The following is an 18,204-nucleotide window of genomic DNA, read 5'->3' as shown; positions in this document are numbered from 1 at the left end:
GATGTGTGGGTATCCGGCAACCATATGTGACATCATGGTTCAATGCGGCGACTAATCAATGGTGTTCCAGGGGCAGCAGCTCATCGGTTCGTATCCCTTGCGCCGCATGAGAATGTCCAGATGTGCCAGGCTGATGGCTGAAACCTCCATGTCGCGATCGAGGATGTTGCCCACACGATGCAACGTAACCAGATATTTGTTGCACCGTTCACATATAAATGCCGATTCCTGCGGAGCACCCTCGATAAAAAAATAATGCATGCCCTGCGGTGTCCGGTGCTCACAATAGGGACAGGCCACCCGGGTGAAAGACCAGTCATGGCCGCAGGAACTGCAATGCAGAAAACGACGGCCTCCTTCTTCCTCTATAAGGGCGATTGAGGGAAAAGCTCCGCAGATGGGACAATAGCCCTTTTCCCAGGGCAATCGGTCCATGTCCGCCTCAATTTCCCCCGCGCGCTTTTCCAGAATGATCCGGGACACAAGGTTCATCAGGAACAAGGACAGTTCCTGATCCAGAGCATGTTCCTGCTCCCAGGCAGCCGCCGCGCTGTTTGTTGTATCGTTCGTGTTGGTGCGGAAATAGTCGGCGGGGTCGATAACGCCCCCCTCGACCAGATATGTAAACGTCTCGATTCCCTCTGTCAGCGAGGGGAAGCCCTGTGAGACGGCAGGTGCGATACACAGGGTCGCCTCTTTGACCGGATCGTCGGTGGACAGCAGATTGATCTGCCTGGTCACGGGGACTCCCGATTTCATACGATCTTTGTCGATTGTAGAATAATCGAGCTTTGGCAGGGGCAAAGACTCGACCAGGAATCGCTGTTGCCGTATGACCGGCCGGAAGGCTTCCAGAAGGCTGGAGCTGTGCGGGTTCTGTTCAATGGCATGATCAACGACGGCATCGATTGCCGCCGCTTCAGCTGTATGTTTCCCCATGTCCGGGAACGTTCCTTTTCTTTCGGCACCGAAGGCGGATGGAGCCCGCGCTCAAGTCGCGCGAGCCGTCCCTCCGTTTCCGGCCGATATATGATCATTTGTGATGCGGTTTGTCAACCGTGGTGTCCGTGTTCGGCGGTTTGTTTCTCTTCGCCGTAGATTTCCAGTGTTCCCTTGTGCTCCATTTCCTTCAGCCAACCCGGGCACTGCTTCTCTGCCCAGGAGCGGGTCACGTAGCCTGTGAAAATTGCCTGGGCCGAGCCCGGAACGCCGATGGTGCCCAGGTAGATGTGGACCAGCACGAAGGGAAAGATCGCCAGCATACCCAGCGCGTGCAGGGGATACATCCACTGCACCAGGGCGCGGGGCAGAGCCAGCGGAAACCACATGATGAGGCCGGTGATGACCATCAGAATCCCGAAAAGCGCCACGGCAAGGAAAAAAGCCTTCTGCCCGGGATTGTACTTGCCCGTCTCGGGAACCGTGTCAACGTGCCACAGGTAACCGCCGGCTACCATCATCCACTCGAGATCCTCGGGAAGCTTGAAAATCCCCGCCTCACGCCACCAGATCAAAATGGCGAAAAAAAGCGCCGGGGCAAACAGCAGACCCGTGAAATTGTGAATCAGCTTCAGATTCTTCAACCCTCCCACGGGGATGCCGATGAAATTGAAAGAATGAAACATCATCCCCAAACCGCTGATGATGAGGACAATGCAGGTGGCGGCAAGCCACCAGTGCACAATACGCTCAAAGGAGTCCGATACTTTAATCATTCCTTTTTTGGGAATCATGGCTATTCTCCTCCTTCCCGACCGGCCTTGTCGTCGCCGCCGGTGTCCTTGGGCCCCTTGGTTATGTAGTGGAGGAAGGTGCCTGCCAGAACACCGCCCGCTGCCAGCAGCGTGAGAGGCTTGAACAGGTCTTTCCAGGCAATGGCGGAAAGGGGAATCCGCGGACGTACCGGAAGATTGTCATACACGGACGGCTTGTACCGCAGCACATAGATGACATGAGTTCCATCAAGGAGCGTGTCTCCGTACACGTTCGCGTCGCCGCCCAGTTCCTTGACCCGGGCGTAAGCCTTTTTGATCATTTCATCTTTCCAGCCGATGGTAAGCGCGCCCGTGGGACAGGACTTGACACAGGCGGGCGCCTGCCCTGCCCGTATACGGCTGTAACAGAGATCGCATTTCGTGATTTTGTCCGTATTCGGGTCGTAGCGGGGCACGTCGAAGGGACAACCGTAGATGCATTCCTTGCAGCCGATGCACTTGTTGCCGTCAAACGCAACGGCCCCGTACTTTGTCTTGTAAAGGGCTCCGCTGGGACAGACCTTCACGCAGCCCGCGTCGGTGCAGTGCATGCATCCGTCCTTGCGGAATATCCACTCGAAATCACCGTTTGGGGCTTCATATTCCTGAAACCGGATAAGAGTCCAGGTATTCCATGCCAGATCGGGAGGATTCTGGTAGCTTCCCCACTGCCTGGTTCTCAATCCGGGCATCTCATTCCACTGCTTGCAGGCCACCTGGCAGCCCCGGCAGGCTGTGCACAGGGTGGTGTCGATCAGCTTGACCAGTTCACGTTTTGTTGTCATGGCCGCATCCCTCCTATGCCTTCTCTACGTTGACCATGAACGCCTTGTATTCAGGACAGAAGGTGTTCGCGTCGCCAACAGTTGGTGTCAGGAAATTGGTGCTGTCTCCGCCGTCTTTAGGGAAGAGCCATCCATAATTGAAGGGAAGGCCGACCTGGTGAATTGTTCTTCCCTCCACCAGGAAAGGCTTGAAGCGCTTCGTTACCATGGCAACGCAGGGTGCTTCGCCACGAATTGATGTCACTTTGACACGCTGGCCGTTCTTGATGCCTTTTTCCCTGGCCAGTTGTTCACCGATCTCCACGTAAAGTTCCGGCATCGCTTCCAGGAGCCATGCCTGCCAGCGGGTCAGGGCGCCTGTACACCAGTGTTCGGTACAGGAATAGGTGGTGCAGACGTAGGGATATTTTTCACTGGCGTTGGCTACTGTATCCATGTCGCTGGTGAAGATTTCAGTGACCGGATTGCTGAGTTGTGACGACATGGGGTTTTTCGCCAGGGGCCCTTCCAGAGGCTCATAGTGTTCAGGAAAGGGGCCTTCGGCCATGCCCGGTCCAAACAACTGCCCCAAGCCGTCCCGAGTCATAATGAAGGGGTATTTCCCCCGCTCTTTATCTGCCATGGGCGGCCAGGGGCCATCCGGCACGTCGCCGACCCACCTGTCGCCTGTCCACTCCAGAAGCTTACGCTTGGGATTGTAAGGTTTGCCATGTATATCGCAGGACGCGCGGTTGTAAATAATCCTGCGGTTTACCGGCCAGGCAAAGGACCAGTCAGGGAACAAACCCAGCCCCGTTGGATCTTCCTTGCCCCTGGATTGCATTTTATTGCCGCCGTCTGCGGTAAAGCTGCCGGACATGACCCAGTTGCCGCAGGCCGTCGAACCGTCGTCCGCGAGCAAGCCGAACCCGGGAACCAGGGTCCCTTTCGCGTAGGAAGTTCCGCCGGCAACCGTATTGCCCGTGAAACGGCCGTTGATGTGATGGGACACCTTCAAGACATCCATGTGCCCGTTGCCGTCCAGATAATCCCATTCGAGATTCACGATGGGTTCAGCGTTGGGACCGCCTTCCTTCTCGTAGAGCTTCTTGATCGCTGCCATGATCTTGATTTCAATCTCGCCGACGGGAAGAGCGTCTCCGGGAGCCTCGGCAGCCTTGTATTTCCACTGCACCCAGCGGCCGGAGTTGCTCTGTGAGCCGTCCTTTTCCATCGAGGCAGAAGCGGGAAGAAGGAAACATTCCGTTTTGATCTTTGTGGGATCGACGCCCGGACCGCGCCAGAATTCATAGGTCTCATTATTGAAAATGTTTTCGCCGACCAGCCAATCCAGATTTTCCATAGCTTTTCGGACTTTACCGGTATTGGGCGTGCTCATGGCCGTGTCGGCACCGACGCAGAAGTATCCCTTGATTTTCCCCTCATACATCTTGTCGAACATGTGCAACGTCGAATAATGCTTGCCATCGTCTATCTTGGGGAGCCAGTTGTAGCCGAAATCATTTTCTTTTGTCGCACTGTCCCCCCAGAGAGCCTTGAGGAAGCTGACAAAGAACTTTGGATAATTCGTGTAGTAATTGGCCGACTGCGGGTCTTTCGACGTAGGCGTGCATTTTTCCAGATACGTGTCCAGTGTCCTCAGTGACGCAGTAGGGATCTTCAGATAACCGGGCAGGTTACCGTAAAGGATGCAATGATCCGTCGATCCCTGAACATTGGGCTCGCCGCGCAGGGCGTTGATGCCTCCTCCGGCAATCCCCATGTTGCCCAGCAGAAGCTGAATGATGGACATGGTGCGGATGTTCTGGCTTCCCACGGTATGATGCGTCCATCCCAGCGCGTAGCACTCAGTGCCCGCCTTGTCCGGTACGCCGGTAGCGCTGTATTCCTCATAAACCCTGAGAAGGTTTTCCTTCGAAACCCCTGTAATGCTGGAGACCTTATCGAGCGTGTACCGGGAATAATGCTTTTTCAGAAGCTGGAATACCGAACGGGGATGCTCAAGCGACATGTCACGCCGGGGAATCCCGTCAGCATCGAGTTCAAATGTCCACGTATCCTTGTTGTATGAGCGCTTGCCGGCGTCGTAGCCGGAGAAGAGGCCGTCATCGAAGGAGAAACCGCTGTTTACGATGAATGAGGCGTTTGTGTAATGTTCAACATATTCTTTGAAATACGTGTCGTTTTCAAAAATATAATTGATCATGCCGCCCAGAAAGGCGATATCCGTACCGGAACGAAGCGGCACGTGATAGTCGCAGCGGGCGGACGTACGGGTGTAGCGAGGATCCACGTGAATGATCCGTGCGCCTTTTTCCTTCGCTCTCAGGATCCATTTAAAGGCGATGGGATGATGCTCGGCGGCGTTGCTGCCCATAATCAGAATGACATCGGCATTCTGTAAATCGCAATAGTGGTTCGTCATGGAACCGCGTCCGAACGACTCTGCCAGAGCCGCTACAGAGGGACTGTGTCAGACCCTGGCCTGATGGTCTATATATACAAGACCCAGCGCTCTTGAGCGGACGCTCATGATCCAGCACTCTTCGTTATCCACGTTGGAACTGCCGTAGTGGCCGATCGACTCACAGCGGTTGACCAGATCGCCCCTGTCATTTCTCGTTATAAATTCTTTGTCGCGTGTGTCCTTGACCAGGCGGGCTATCCGGGAAATGGCGAAGTCCCAGTCCTTTTCTTCCCATTCCGTTCCATAGGGTTTGCGATAGAGGACCTTGGTGAGGCGGTGCTTGTTGGCCTCGGTAAGGTCGAAAAAGCCCGCTCCCTTGGCACAGAGGGATCCTTCGTTGATAGGATGATCAGCGTCGCCTTCAATGTTGATGATTTTCCCCGTAATCGTGTCGACGCTGCAGATCAGGCCGCACCCGACGGAGCAGTAACAGCAGATGGTGCTGACTTGCCGGGCCTTTCTGATCCGGTTCATTTTGTCCAACTCATCGGCGTAAGCCTCAACGGGCCGTATGTCGATGCCGAGTGTCGAAAAGGCCACGCCGGAACCGACCGCGCCGGTGAGCGCCAAAAATCCTCGTCTGGTAATGTCCATCCGACTCCTCCTCCAGTATATGTCTTGTATGGGATAGATAAAGAGGATATCTGGAAAAGTCAATCTGTTTATAAAAACATAGTCCATGACGCCGATAGCGCGATGACTATTCGTAAGGATTGACGGTTTCCTGGGCGGGTACATACAAAAACGTTGACAAGTGCCGTTACTCGTTCCTATAACCACAATCAACGGGAGTGAAAGAATTCGGGCGATAATGAAAATCAGGTACAAGATCTGGATAGAAAGAGACGACAAGGTTCTCTTCGGCCGGGGGCGGGACGATATATTGAAGGCCCTTGACGAAGAGAAAAGCCTCAACGCGGCGGCAAAGAAGCTGGGCATGTCCTATCGGGCCGCCTGGGGCCGCCTGAAGGCTTCCCAGGAACGCATGGGCATCGAGCTGGTCCGGTCGGGCGAGGGGAGAAAATCCCTGGAACTGATGGAGCAAACCCGGGCTATCATCGACCGGTTTGAAAAACTCGAAAAAGACGTCGAAACCCTGCTGGCAGATGCCGAGGCCGATTTTCATATGCTTTTCGAGGAAAAGACGTGATGAACCGGGCCTGTATTCCTGACCGACCACGACGGTGTCGTACCATGGTACCGGAGGCATGATTTGACTCCCTCCTTCGTCACCGCGGCGTACCCCATATCATCAGGAAACATACCGTTCAATACAATGAGGACATTCATCCGATACACCCGGAAAGCAAGGAAAAGAAATCCTTGAACTTGGTAGGGAATACGGATATAGGGGACCGGATAAGGAAAGAAACAACCGAGGTGGCGGCATAATGGCACAGAAGCTCAACAATTCGCTGCAGACTATCGAGCGCTATAAAATCGCGAACCCTCACTACGAGGAACTGCTTGATATTCTGGGAGATATTCTTATTTTGAGGGAAGAGTTCCGCAGGAAAATCACAGAAGACATTTACACGATCGAGAAAAGCCTGGTCGGGAAGAAACTGGAATGCGGCATGCCCCTTGTCGATTTCGCCGCCGGCGATATCGATGCCAAGGATGCTCAGAGGTATTTTCTCGCTCTTCTTGACCTCGCGGAAAAACGGGAACTGGGAGGAGAGGCCCGGCGGATACGTCTTGACATGGAGGGAGGCACCTTCGATTTCCTCACAATGATTCGCGAGTCCTTTGACTCCGGCACCGTTGAAGAAACCATGGAAGAAGATGATGACGAGTTTTTTGATCTTCTCGGATTTCTTGTGGAAGAAAGCCTTCGACCGTCCCTGGAGATCCTGGCGGAAAAGTACGGTTCACTTATTGAAGCCTCGCGGTGGGCCGAGGGGTTCTGTCCCATCTGCGGACGGGAGCCGAAAATCTGTGAGCTGAGGCATGAAGAGGGCGAAAAGTATCTCTTCTGCGGGCAGTGCGGCATTCAATGGCGCTTCCCCCGTCTCAAATGTCCCTTCTGTGCCAACGAGGACCAACAGTCGCTGGCCTACTTCACTGTTGAGGACGAGGAAAAGTACCGGGTCGATGTCTGCAATGAATGCAACCGCTACATCAAAACCATTGATTTCAGAAATACCAATGAAGACGCTAACCTGGACATCGAGGACATAGCGACGCTCCATCTGGATATACTGGCGAACGATGAGGGCTACGACTGACGGTATCGGCAGATGCAGCCGGTAAGTGGAACGCGTCATTCTCCGGGATCGCCGTGGAAGAGTTACGGCCCGTCATTCTTCAGGAGGCAGGTGTTCCTCGGGAAGTCGGAGGACGAATCCGCCGCGATGGTAACACCGGGTTGTCCGGGTGTGCTTGCTGTGAATGCGGTTCAGGGAACTATGGGATATGAAGGATCAGGACATAGCCCGTGTCATCGCCCTCATAAAGGGCGCCGTGAAGACCGAGCGTCTTCCCATGATCGCAGCCGGCCGGAGAACGTCCCCCGACCCGTACCGCATCCTGATTTCGACACTCCTCAGTCTTCGCACCAAAGATGAAGTGACCCGCCGTGCCGATGAGCGGCTTTTCGAGCTGGCCTCGACACCGGAAGAAATGGTGCGCCTCTCCGAGGACGTCATCAGGGCCGCTATTTATCCCGTTGGGTTCTATCGGAGGAAAGCACAGACAATCATTTCCGTTTCCCGGGAACTGATCGATCGTTTTTCCTCCAGAGTTCCATCGGACATCGACGAGCTGTTGAGTCTCAAGGGGGTGGGAAGAAAGACGGCAAATCTCGTCGTTTCCATGGGATACGGTCGTCCCGCTCTCTGCGTGGACACCCATGTGCATCGCGTATCGAACCGTCTTGGATACGTTGCCGCGGCCAACCCCGATGCAACCGAGGCCGCCCTGCGAAAGAAGCTCCCCCGGAGATACTGGATTGATTTCAACGGCCTGATAATCGCCTTCGGAAAGTCGATCTGCCGGCCCGTGTCGCCGCTGTGCAGCTCCTGCCCGGTCCGGGACTATTGCGACAGGGTCGGAGTCAGGATCAGCCGCTGATGAGCAAAACGGTGCTGCGGAGCTTTCTACAAAGCCGTCCTCTATCAGACGTTTTTCGGACTTTTTATGGGTTCGTCAATCCTTCGGATGAAAACCCGCCGCGTGAACCGCTCGACCGCGCTGTACGAGGAAACAATTCAGCCTGACACGGTGCTAGACGATTGTTCTGTCGCCGGTTCCGCCGATGCTGTTGAGATACCGGGCCAGGGCAAAGAGATAGTCCGACAGCCGGTTCATGTAGGCGAGAGAGGCCGCGATCTCCCGGTGCCGCCTCTCGTTTGGGGAATCCCGGGAGATGCGTACCAGGCGGCGTTCCGCTCGGCGGCAGACTGTTCGGGCCACGTGGGCCGCTGATGCGCCGGGAGTGCCTCCGGGAACAATGAATCCTTTCAGCCGGGGAAGCGAGGCATCCATACGGTCTATAGCAGCCTCCAGCAGCGCGATGGCCCTTTCCCGGGACAACTCCCGGATACTGTCTTCGTCCCGGGGAACAGAGGATGCCGCTTCCGTGGAAATGTCCATTACCTCAGCCTGTATGCGTGCAAGATCATTTCCCGCCCCGTCTTCCGGGTTATCGATCAGGGAGTGAAGAAGGCCGAGGTATGCATTGAGTTCGTCAAGGGTTCCACAGGCCTCGAGCCGGGGATCATCTTTGGGAATTCCTTTGTCACCGGGAAGATCAGTCACACCCGTGTCCCCCCGCTTCGTGTATAGTTTCATGGTGCCCCATCCCTTTTTTATAGAGAGTTTTTTCCGCCCGGGATGGATACCCGGGACCCTTCCCGTAAAACAAGGCCGTCCTTTTCGAGCTGTGAAAGGGCATCGCGGATCCGCGATGCCTCGAATCCGAGCCGTTCCGGCAGGTCGTCCTCGGCTGCGACGCCGCCATTCAGCAGCAGGCGCAGAACGGCGCCACGCACCTGGCGCAGGGAGCCCTGGAAGGGGGCCTGAACCGTGTGGTGGGCACTTGCCCGGGCCGGATTGGGAAAGGCTTTTTTCAGGCAGGTTCCATAATCCATGAGCCCGTTGTACCAGCGGCGCGGGTTGTCCCGATCCAGCATTGCTTCTGCGACGGGCTCCAGCTCAGTGTCGGAAACCTTTTCACGGCCTTTAAAAAAATAGTGTAAAAACACTGCCCGGATATTGGTTTCTATAAGAATAACGGGTCTGTTGAAGGCGAAAACCTGGATGGAGCGTGCCGTGGCCCTTCCGATGCCCGGCAGTGCGTCAAGAGACTCTTCATCCTCCGGTACCGCTCCGTCGTGACGCTCGACAATGATCTCCGCCGCCCGCTTCAGGGACAGTGCCCGCCGGTTATAGCCCAAACCCTGCCAGGCGCCGAGTACATCCTCGAGAGGCGCCAGGGCCAGGCTCGCGACATGGGGAAAGCGGACCATGAAACGGTCGTACTTCGGGATCACCCTGGATACCTGGGTCTGCTGGAGCATTACCTCGGAGACGAGGATGCGGTAAGGATCCGTGGTCTTTCTCCAGGGAAGATCGCGGCCGTGCAGGTTGTAATAGCCGTTGATCATTCGTCTGAAGGCCTTCACTTTCCGGGTGTCAACGGGGGGTACAATGCTCATGGAGTCGGTGCGCCCGAAGGACTTTTCTGTTTTGTGCCGCCATACGTTTCTCCCTGCGGTCTGAATGACGGAGGGAACGGTCGAAATGACACACCAGAGAGTCTGCGAAGATCTTGTAACCGTATACCAGTCTTTCAGAGGTTTCAATCCGTCAGTTTTTGAGTGTCCACCGGGTTCCATCGGCGGTGTCGTGGAGTAGAATACCCCGACCGGCCAGTTCATCGCGGATTCTGTCGGCTTCGGACCAGTCTCCCCGCGCCCGTGCCCGGCTTCTTGCGGCCATGAGGTCATCGATATCAGCCCCCGGGCGATGTGTTTCGAAGTTCATGATGCCGAGAACGGCGTCGATAACCTTCATGACGTCGAGAACGGCGTTCCCTTCGCCCTCGTCAAGGGTACCCTCCGAGAGAGGTTTGTTGACGGACTTGATAAAGGTAAAGAGGGTGGCCAGGGCTCCCGATATGTTCAGGTCGTCGTCCATCAAAGACATGAAGGCCTGTCTCGCGTCGTAGACCTGCTGGTATATGTCTCCCGATCCTTTCCCGGGGGCGCGTTCCTGCAGCCGCTGTATGAAATTGTTGATCCTCCTCACCGACCCTGCCGCCGTGTCGAGGGACTCGAAGGAAAAGTTCAGGGGCTTCCGGTAGTGGGAACTGAGGAGAAAGTAACGGATCTCCTTTCCCCCGTATCCCCGGGCCAGGAGGTCTTCCACGGTAAAGGTGTTCGACAGGGAGCGGGACATCTTTTTGCCGTCCCTCATGACCAGTTCGGCGTTCAGCCAGAAGCGCGCCGGGCTTGAACCATTGGCTGCCATACCGATGGCCATGACATTTTCGCAATGGGGAAAGATTATGTCCGTTCCCGAGAGATGAATATCGAAGGTTTCCCCCAGGTGTTTCCGGGAAATGGCGGCGCATTCAAGGTGCCATCCCGGCCGTACGCTCCCCCATCGCGTCTTGAAGAATATTCCACGCTTCAGCTCATCCAGGGTGGATCGCTTGAAGAGTGTAAAGTCCACGGGGCTGTCTTTTTCGTAATCATCATCGTCGATTGTCTTGCGGTGGCGGACCCGGCCGAGATCTATCCCCGAAAGCCGGCCGTAGTTTTCCAGCCTCGATATATCGAAATAGACAGATCGCAGCTTCTCATAGGCATAGCCCTTTTCCACCAGTTTCTGGGTAAGATCGATCATGGCATCGACGTTCCGGCTTGCCCGGGGATAGAGAATGTCGTCACTCATGTTGAGGGTGTTCATATCCCTCAAAAACGACCGAACATGCTGATCCGTATAGCTTTCCAGGTTCATTCCCGCCTCGCCTGCTTTCGCGACGGAATTGTCGGCCATGTCGATGATGTTGATTTCGTGGTGCACTGTTAACCCTTTCAAGGCCAGGTACCGTGCGAGCATGTCGCCGATGACGAATCGGCGGTGGGTTCCGATGTGCGGGACGTCATGGACGGAGGGTCCGCAGGAGTGCATGAGAACGCGATCGGGGCTGATGGGTTTGAAGAATTCCTTCGCCCGGCCGGCGGTGTTGAACAGGGCAAGAGTCGTCTCTTCCTTGTCGGCGAAGAGTTCAGTGCTGAGATACCGCTCCGCGTTATCGGGCAGGATGACTACCATGACGCCTTCCCTCAGGGTCCGTGCTTTTTCCAGAGCAACATGCATGGCGGCTCCGGAACTCATGCCCGCCATGATTCCCTCCACCACGGCGAGCTTCCTCGCCATGGCAAAAGCGTCTTCATCGGTGACGTTGACTGTTTCATCCAGGGCGGAACGGTCGAAAATGCCGGGCCGATACGACTCTTTCATGTTTTTCAGGCCCTGGATCCTGTGATTCAGAAAGGGTTCGACACCGATGATCCGGATAGCGGGGTTGTATTCCTTGAGCCGCCTGGAGATGCCCATCATGGTGCCTGATGTTCCCAAGGTCCCCACTACGACCGTCACCATCCCGCCGGTCTGGCGCCATATTTCTTCGGCGGTACCGTGGTAATGTGCCAATACATTGTTTTCGTTGTTGAACTGGTCCGGGGCGAAGTAGCTGTCAGGCTTCTGCCGGACCATCTCGTAAACCATCTCGATGGCCCCGTCTGTTCCAAGGTGTGCCGGCGTCAGGAGCAACTCGGCACCCAGGGCTTTCAGGATTTTTTTCCGTTCTTCGCTTGCCGCTTCCGACATGGCAAGGATGATCCGGTATCCCTTCGCCGCTGCCACGAGGGCGAGACCGATTCCCGTATTTCCGCTTGTGGCCTCTATGATGATTTTTCCGGGTGCCAGGTCTCCTGTTCGTTCCGCCGCTTCGATCATGGAAAGGGCGATCCGGTCCTTGACGGACCCCCCGGGGTTCATTCCTTCCAGCTTGCCGTAGATGGTTACGTTATCCGCGGTATTGAGGGTGGTGATACGGACGATGGGAGTGTTGCCGATAAGATCAAGAATCGATTCATGGCGATCAGGCTGTGATTGATGGTCCGTTGTCATGTGTTGTCATACTCACTGGCGTCCGGCCGACGCCCTCGAACGAAGTGTGAGACCTTTATCGAAAAGGTTTTCATCCCGATGGTGCTTACATCGGTGCGTGCCGTCAGCTGTCGAGCTTGGGAGGAAGCGGAATTTTCATAAATTCGACGCCCTCCTCCCGCAGCACCTCTTCCTCACGTTCCGTGGTGCTGCCCCGTATATTTCGCTTCGGCTCTTCGCCACGATGTATCCTGATGGCTGTCTCAGCAAAGTCTTTGCCCACGTTGTCGAAATTCCGGTCAATAAAATCATGGATCATCCTGAGCGTCCCCAGTGGTGACGGCGGACGCTCTTCGCCCTGGGCCGGCTGTCCCTGCTTTGCACGGATCATGACCGTCGAAGGGACCATTTCTATGGCAAGACTTCCGCACACGGGACATTCAATCTGGTGCAGTTCCCTCTGCCGTTCAAAGGAAGCCCTGTCCTGGAACCATCCCTCGAAGGTGTGGTTCCCGTCACAGGCGAGATCGTATATAATCACCGCTCAAATCCTCGTTTCTTTTTATGATTGCCATACCATGAATTCCGCGGTTCGGCAATGACTTCCCGGTCTGTGTATGCCCGGTTTGTGCACGGTCGATCTGCCGGACGGCACGGGCGGCAAGTATGATTGTCCACTTTTTTATGGACTTTTCCCTCCGAAGTATATTAATGAGTACTGCCATGTCGGGATGTGGCCCAGTCTGGTAGGGCACTGCGTTCGGGACGCAGGAGTCGCGCGTTCGAATCGCGCCATCCCGACCATTTTTGACGGTATCGCGCAACGTCGAAAACCGTCCGATGGAGGGCGGTTTCGCAAGAAAACTCTCAAGGCACGGCGCGCGTGTCCTGAAGAAGGAGGCGTACCCCGGGGTACGCCGTGGTGCCGGAAGGAAGAGCGCAGCGAAGCATCCGGGCGTAATGCCGAAGGTTATGCCCCGGTGACTTTCCTGAGAGTCCGTCGCTTCCGGTCATTTCCCGGACGTTTCGCTAACCGACCGCTCCTGCCATGGAAAAGATCGGCAGGTAGAGGGCGATCAGCATGCCTCCGACGATGCCCCCCAAAAACACCATCATGAAGGGCTCGAGCAGCGCCGTCAGTGCTTCCACGGCGGCGTCGACTTCATCATCATAGAAATCAGCAATCTTGGAAAGCATTTCGTCCAGGGCGCCCGTATTTTCGCCGACGCCGATCATGGAGACAACCATGGAGGGGAAAATTCCCGAAGCGGCGAGGGGTTCCGCGATGGTCTTCCCCTCGCTGATGCTTTTGCGGGTGTCCATGAGGGCGTTCTCCACGACCTTGTTTCCCGCCGTTTTACTGACGATTTCCAGCCCGTCCAGAATAGGGACACCACTGCTGATCATGGTTGAAAGGGTCCTTGAGAATTTGGCCACGGCGACTTTTTTCAGGAGCATGCCGAAGACGGGTGACTTGAGGATAAACGTGTCCACGGCGAGGCGGCCTCTTTCAGTTTTGTAGTACCGCCTGAAGAGAAAGATAAGAACAGCGAGGGCGGCCACCATGTAGAGAATGTAGTGCTGGACGAATTTGCTGGCATCGACCAGGAACTGCGTCGGTGCCGGAAGTGCCGAACCCATGCCGGAAAACATGTCGTCAAAGACGGGAACCACCTTGTACAGAAGGAGAACCACCACGCCGATAGAAATGACAAGCACGCTCGCCGGATAGGTCATGGCGCCTTTCACCTTGGACTTCAGCTTCATGGCCTTTTCCATGTAATTTGAAAGCCGGTTCAGAATGACGTCCAGAATGCCCGCCGCTTCTCCGGCAGCCACGAGGTTGACGAACAGTTCGTCAAAGATGTCAGGGTATTTCGACAGGGATTCGGAAAGAGAAATGCCGCCTTCGATGTCGGCTTTGACGGTCTGAATTATTTTCTTGAATTTCTTGTTCGGTTCCTCCGCCGAGAGCAGGTCAAGGCACTGAATGATGGGCAACCCGGCGTTGATCATGGTGGCGAACTGCCGCGCGAAAATGACCACCTCCTTTTCCTTGATCTTCTGCTGGAGAAACGAGACATTTTCGAAAAGATCCTTCGGTTTTTTCTTTACTCTGGTCGGCTGTATACCCTGACGGCGCAACTGTATCCGTACCGCCGCCTCGTCGTCGGCCTCGATCTCACCCTTTCGCGGTTCCTTCTTTTTCGTCAGCCCTTCCCAGATATATTCGGGCATGGTTCTTCCTCCTTGCTTGTTTCGGACAACCCGGCACTCCGGAGCCGGCTTCGAGCCACTTCATAGAGGAGAATGCCCCCGGCCACGGAAACATTCAGCGAGTCGATGACACCGCCCATGGGTATCTTGACAAGAAAATCACAGGTTCGTCGCACCAGTGGGCGCAGCCCTGCGCCCTCGCTTCCCAGGACAAGCGCGACCCGTCCCTGGTAATCCGGACTGCGGCAGTCGTCCCCGCCTGAAGCGTCGGCTCCGTATACCCAGTATCCCGTCTCCTTGAGCTGTTCTATGGTCCGGACGATATTTGCCACCCGGCACAGCGCCGTATGCCGGGCACTTCCAGCGGAAACCTTCATAACAGCGGGCGTTACTGTCGCCGCCCTGTTCTTTGGAATGACCACAGCCCGGGCACCGAAGCAGTGGGCGCTTCGAATCAGCGAACCGAGGTTTTGGGGATCGGAGATGGAGTCGAGAATCAGCAGAACGCTGGTTTTGTTCTTCCCGTCGGCTTCGAGGATTCGTTCAAGAGGGGTGTAAGTGAAATCACCGCAGAAGGAAAGGACTCCCTGGTGACGTTTTCCGGGAACGAGACGGTCCATTGACTGACGGGACTCCCGTCGTACGGGAATGCCTTTCCGACGGGCACGCTGCAGGATTTCTTCCACGGCGTCCCCCTTTTTGTCATGGGACAGAAGAATCGTTTCCAGGCCTTCGCCCCCGGACCTCAGATGTTCAAGTACCGGGTGGAGGCCGTACAGCACCTGCATGGAAGTTCCTCCCTGTCGTCCATCAGGTGTGCCCTGGTTTTTTCGCAAGACCTTTGCTGATTTCTTCTACAATGGAGGCCGCCGCCTCCACCGGGTCCCGGGATGTCCGTATGGGACGGCCCACGACGATATAGTCGGCCCCCGCGGTGATGGCTTCCATGGGTGTCAACGTCCGTTTCTGGTCATCTCCGGGGACGTCGCCCGCCATGCGTATGCCCGGAGTAACGATAATGAAATCATCGCCGCAGAGCCTCCGCAGAGAAGTCACATCGCGGGCGGACGCGACGACACCGGGAACACCGCAGTCGCGGGCCATGAGGGCGAGTCGTTTAACGAGAGAGTCCGTGCCGGACGCGAAACCGAGAGTCTCGACATCCGCGTCGTTCAGGCTGGTGAGAATCGTAACGGCCAGTATGAGAGGCAGCGGGATTCCCTCATTTCTCGACAGTTTTTGTGCCGCGTCTACGGTCTGTCGCATCATGTCACTTCCGCCGAGGGCATGAATGTTGATCATGGCCAGGGGCATCTTCATGGCCGCCTCCACGGCGCGGGCCGTCGTGTTTGGAATGTCATGAAACTTCAGGTCGAGAAACACCTTTCCGCCACGGGAGGTTATTTCTTCGACAATGACCGGACCGAATCGCGTAAAGGCTTCCATTCCCACCTTGAAGAGGCCCACATGATCCTTGAGCAGACTCACCCATTCCAGGGCGCTGTCCAGGCCGTCCCCCACGTCGAGGGCAAAGATGAGCCGCTCCCCGGCCGGGTCATTCGATTTCATCTTCGCTGCCGACAAACTCCGTTTCGTGGGGAATCACTTTGAAGGCTTCATCGAGGTGATCCAGATATTCAGGGTTTTCATACATCACCTTCCCCTCGGCGATTTCCCGAAGGGCCGTCACCACTTCACGGTTTGTCTTCTTTTCGGACAGTGGCTTTGATCCCCCGTAGAGCTGCCGTACCCGCTGCACTGTCAACAGCGTCAAGGCGAACCTGTTTTTTGCCTGCTTCAAAGAGTCTTCAACGGTAACACGCGCCATATCTTTCAGTTTCCTCCCTGCGAGCGGATCACTTCCGCCAGTTTGTCAAGTTGCCGTATTCTCCTGTTTTTCTCCGCCACATAGATGGATTGGAGAATGTGGACGGAATTTTGGAGTTTATCATTAAATACAACATAATCATACCAGTAGTTGTCATTAATTTCATCGAAGGCCCGCGACAGGCGGAGAGCGATGGCTGATTCGTCTTCCGATCCCCGGCGCCGCAACCGTTCCCGCAGGACCTCGTGGGAAGGGGGAAGTATGAAAATGAATACCCCCTCTTCCCACGCTTCCTTGAGCGTTTTTGCCCCTCTCGTGTCGACGTCGATGAGCACGTCACCGCCATCGTTGAGTATGTCCTCGATGTCTTTCCGGGATGTCCCGTAGGAGTGGCCGAACATTTCTTCCTTTTCGATGAATTCTCCCTGTTTGTCCCGTTCGGCAAATTCTTCCGGGGAAACAAAGCGGTAATCCACGCCATCTATTTCCCGGGGTCTCGGAGGGCGCGTTGTATAGGAAACAGAGAAACGCAGCAGCGGGTACAATCGCAGAAGTTCCTTGCAGAGCGTTGTCTTCCCCGTACCCGAGGGTGCCGAAACAACCATCATGATGCCCTTTTCCCCGCCAGACATGTGTATCCCGTGCCTTGTTTTTTACGATCACATACCTATAACCATTTCCGGCAGGTCTGGCAACAGTGAAATTGTCCGTCCGAAACAGACGCCCGGTCATGAAGCATGAAAGGTTTCCTGATTATCGCTTGACAAGACACTTTTTTTCACTATACTCACGAAGTTTACAAACGGCGATGCTTCGAGATGATGCCGTGAATAACTGTTTTCCAACGGCTTGTTGGTGGTCAATTGAGGCTCTTGAGTCTCAAAAAAGAATGAGAGCTTTGAATTTTGTCATTTCGAGGAGCATCGCGACGAGAAATCTTTGTCTTGCAAGATTTCTCCCTGCGGTCGAAATGACACAATCGATAGTTTTTCAAAGGTCTTAAAGAATCAATACGAAAGGGGATTCTGTTTATGGCACAGGAGTTAAAATCAGGCATAAATCGTTTGTTAACCGATCCTGACGCCGATCATGCCCGGGAATTTTTCCGGGGCAAGTCGAGGGCCCTCAAGTCCAAGCTCTCCACCGTGGAAGATGTGGTGAAGACCATGATCAATGACGGCGACTACATTGCCATCGGAGGATTCGGGGCTAACCGCATACCGACGGCGATCGTCCACGAGATCATTCGACAGGGCAAGAAAAACCTGGGCTTTGCCGGACACACCTCCACCCATGACTTTCAGCTCATGGTGGCCGGCGAGTGCTTCGACAGGGTCGACATCGCTTACATCATCGGGCTCGAGGCCCGGGGCCTTTCACCGGCGGCACGACGGTACATAGAAGGCGGAAAGGCCTATCTCGTGGAATGGACCAACGCTGCTCTTTCCTGGCGGCTCAAGGCGGCGGCCATGGGAGTGTCCTTCCTTCCGGCACGGAACATTCTCGGTACCTCCACATTCCATTACAGCGCGGGCAAGGAAATCCTCTGTCCCTACACAGACCAGAAGTACGTTGCCTACCCGGCGCTCTACCCCGACTTTGCGGCTATTCATGTCCATGAATGTGACATTTACGGAAATGCCCGTGTACTCGGGGCCTCCGTTTCCGACCAGGATCTTGCAAAGGCGTCCAAAAAGGTGGTTCTCACCACCGAGCGCATCGTTCCCAGCGAAAAGATACGGCAGAGTCCGGAAAGTACGTTCATTCCCTTCTGGTGTGTCGACGCCGTCATCGAAGTTCCTTTCGGGAGCTATCCGGGCAACATGCCCTACGAATACTTCTCTGATGAGGATCATCTCCGGGAATGGCTGAAGGTCGAGAGGGACGAGGACGAGTACAAGAAGTTCCTGGACAAGCAGATTTACGGGACGAAGAACTTCTACGAGTACCTGGAGATCAACGGCGGTATTTCGAAGATGATGAAACTTCGGGCCATAGAGCTTATGTGGGATAGGAAATAAGGAGGCGCGA

General features: G+C 55.4%; 17 protein-coding genes and 1 tRNA gene. 5 read left to right on the top strand and 13 right to left on the bottom strand.

The annotated features are described in order from the left end of the window. Positions 1–51: 51 nt before the first annotated feature. The 4 genes from M0Q23_00210 to fdnG form a co-directional block, all read right to left on the bottom strand. Positions 52–939 carry a formate dehydrogenase accessory protein FdhE gene (locus M0Q23_00210; protein ID MCK9527071.1) on the bottom strand — a complete coding sequence of 296 codons (888 nt, stop codon included), beginning with the start codon at positions 937–939 and terminating at the stop codon, positions 52–54. Between the two features lie 113 nt (positions 940–1,052). Beyond that, a complete protein-coding gene (locus M0Q23_00205) occupies positions 1,053–1,733 on the bottom strand; it encodes a formate dehydrogenase subunit gamma (protein MCK9527070.1) in 681 nt (226 codons plus the stop codon). Positions 1,734–1,735: 2 nt separating this feature from the next. Continuing rightward, positions 1,736–2,539 (bottom strand): 4Fe-4S dicluster domain-containing protein, encoded by an 804-nt coding sequence (locus tag M0Q23_00200; GenBank protein ID MCK9527069.1) that lies wholly within the window; start codon positions 2,537–2,539, stop codon positions 1,736–1,738. Between the two features lie 13 nt (positions 2,540–2,552). Then, positions 2,553–5,600: a formate dehydrogenase-N subunit alpha gene (gene fdnG / locus M0Q23_00195; GenBank protein ID MCK9527068.1), complete on the bottom strand. Its 3,048-nt coding sequence runs from the start codon at positions 5,598–5,600 to the stop codon at positions 2,553–2,555. Positions 5,601–5,817: 217 nt separating this feature from the next. On the opposite strand from fdnG, the gene M0Q23_00190 reads away from it, so the two are divergent. The 3 genes from M0Q23_00190 to M0Q23_00180 all read left to right on the top strand — a co-directional run bounded on the left by M0Q23_00190 (position 5,818) and on the right by M0Q23_00180 (position 8,078). Next, positions 5,818–6,156 (top strand): LysR family transcriptional regulator, encoded by a 339-nt coding sequence (locus M0Q23_00190; protein ID MCK9527067.1) that lies wholly within the window; start codon positions 5,818–5,820, stop codon positions 6,154–6,156. 241 nt (positions 6,157–6,397) lie between these two features. Further along, positions 6,398–7,234, top strand: coding sequence for a formate dehydrogenase accessory protein FdhE (locus tag M0Q23_00185; protein ID MCK9527066.1), 837 nt, complete (start codon positions 6,398–6,400; stop codon positions 7,232–7,234). A 187-nt stretch (positions 7,235–7,421) separates the two neighbouring features. Next, a complete protein-coding gene (locus tag M0Q23_00180) occupies positions 7,422–8,078 on the top strand; it encodes an endonuclease III (protein MCK9527065.1) in 657 nt (218 codons plus the stop codon). A 153-nt stretch (positions 8,079–8,231) separates the two neighbouring features. Here the strand turns inward: M0Q23_00180 and M0Q23_00175 are convergent, their stop codons facing one another. The 4 genes from M0Q23_00175 to M0Q23_00160 all read right to left on the bottom strand — a co-directional run bounded on the left by M0Q23_00175 (position 8,232) and on the right by M0Q23_00160 (position 12,669). Beyond that, entirely contained in the window at positions 8,232–8,798 is a 567-nt protein-coding gene (locus M0Q23_00175) for a cob(I)yrinic acid a,c-diamide adenosyltransferase (GenBank protein ID MCK9527064.1), read from the bottom strand. Positions 8,799–8,815: 17 nt separating this feature from the next. Further along, entirely contained in the window at positions 8,816–9,664 is an 849-nt protein-coding gene (locus M0Q23_00170) for an A/G-specific adenine glycosylase (protein MCK9527063.1), read from the bottom strand. Between the two features lie 151 nt (positions 9,665–9,815). Next, positions 9,816–12,149: a cysteine--tRNA ligase gene (gene cysS, locus M0Q23_00165; protein MCK9527062.1), complete on the bottom strand. Its 2,334-nt coding sequence runs from the start codon at positions 12,147–12,149 to the stop codon at positions 9,816–9,818. Positions 12,150–12,252: 103 nt separating this feature from the next. Further along, positions 12,253–12,669, bottom strand: coding sequence for a DUF1178 family protein (locus M0Q23_00160; GenBank protein MCK9527061.1), 417 nt, complete (start codon positions 12,667–12,669; stop codon positions 12,253–12,255). A 186-nt stretch (positions 12,670–12,855) separates the two neighbouring features. On the opposite strand from M0Q23_00160, the gene M0Q23_00155 reads away from it, so the two are divergent. Continuing rightward, positions 12,856–12,932, top strand: a tRNA-Pro gene (locus M0Q23_00155). Positions 12,933–13,157: 225 nt separating this feature from the next. Here M0Q23_00155 and M0Q23_00150 read toward each other — a convergent pair. From M0Q23_00150 to gmk, 5 genes are read right to left on the bottom strand one after another with little or no spacing between them, the layout of a single operon-like run. Continuing rightward, entirely contained in the window at positions 13,158–14,366 is a 1,209-nt protein-coding gene (locus M0Q23_00150) for a type II secretion system F family protein (GenBank protein ID MCK9527060.1), read from the bottom strand. Next, on the bottom strand, positions 14,339–15,133 hold the full coding sequence (gene rlmB / locus M0Q23_00145) for a 23S rRNA (guanosine(2251)-2'-O)-methyltransferase RlmB (GenBank protein ID MCK9527059.1): 795 nt from the start codon (positions 15,131–15,133) through the stop codon (positions 14,339–14,341). The genes M0Q23_00150 and rlmB overlap by 28 nt, the downstream gene beginning before the upstream one ends. A gap of 22 nt (positions 15,134–15,155) precedes the next feature. Next, the gene (pyrF, locus tag M0Q23_00140; protein MCK9527058.1) at positions 15,156–15,914 is read right to left on the bottom strand and encodes an orotidine-5'-phosphate decarboxylase; all 759 of its coding nucleotides are present in this window, start codon (positions 15,912–15,914) and stop codon (positions 15,156–15,158) included. Then, positions 15,901–16,173, bottom strand: coding sequence for a DNA-directed RNA polymerase subunit omega (gene rpoZ, locus M0Q23_00135; GenBank protein ID MCK9527057.1), 273 nt, complete (start codon positions 16,171–16,173; stop codon positions 15,901–15,903). Before rpoZ ends, pyrF begins: the two co-directional genes overlap by 14 nt. A gap of 5 nt (positions 16,174–16,178) precedes the next feature. After that, entirely contained in the window at positions 16,179–16,805 is a 627-nt protein-coding gene (gene gmk, locus M0Q23_00130) for a guanylate kinase (protein MCK9527056.1), read from the bottom strand. 399 nt (positions 16,806–17,204) lie between these two features. Between gmk and M0Q23_00125 the strand changes: the two genes are divergently transcribed. Next, entirely contained in the window at positions 17,205–18,194 is a 990-nt protein-coding gene (locus M0Q23_00125) for a hypothetical protein (protein MCK9527055.1), read from the top strand. The last annotated feature ends 10 nt before the right edge of the window (positions 18,195–18,204 follow it).

The organism is Syntrophales bacterium, assembly GCA_023228425.1.
Taxonomy (GTDB): domain Bacteria; phylum Desulfobacterota; class Syntrophia; order Syntrophales; family UBA2210; genus MLS-D.
Note: the sequence above shows the minus strand (reverse complement) of the source record. Positions and strands in the feature narration are given on the sequence as shown.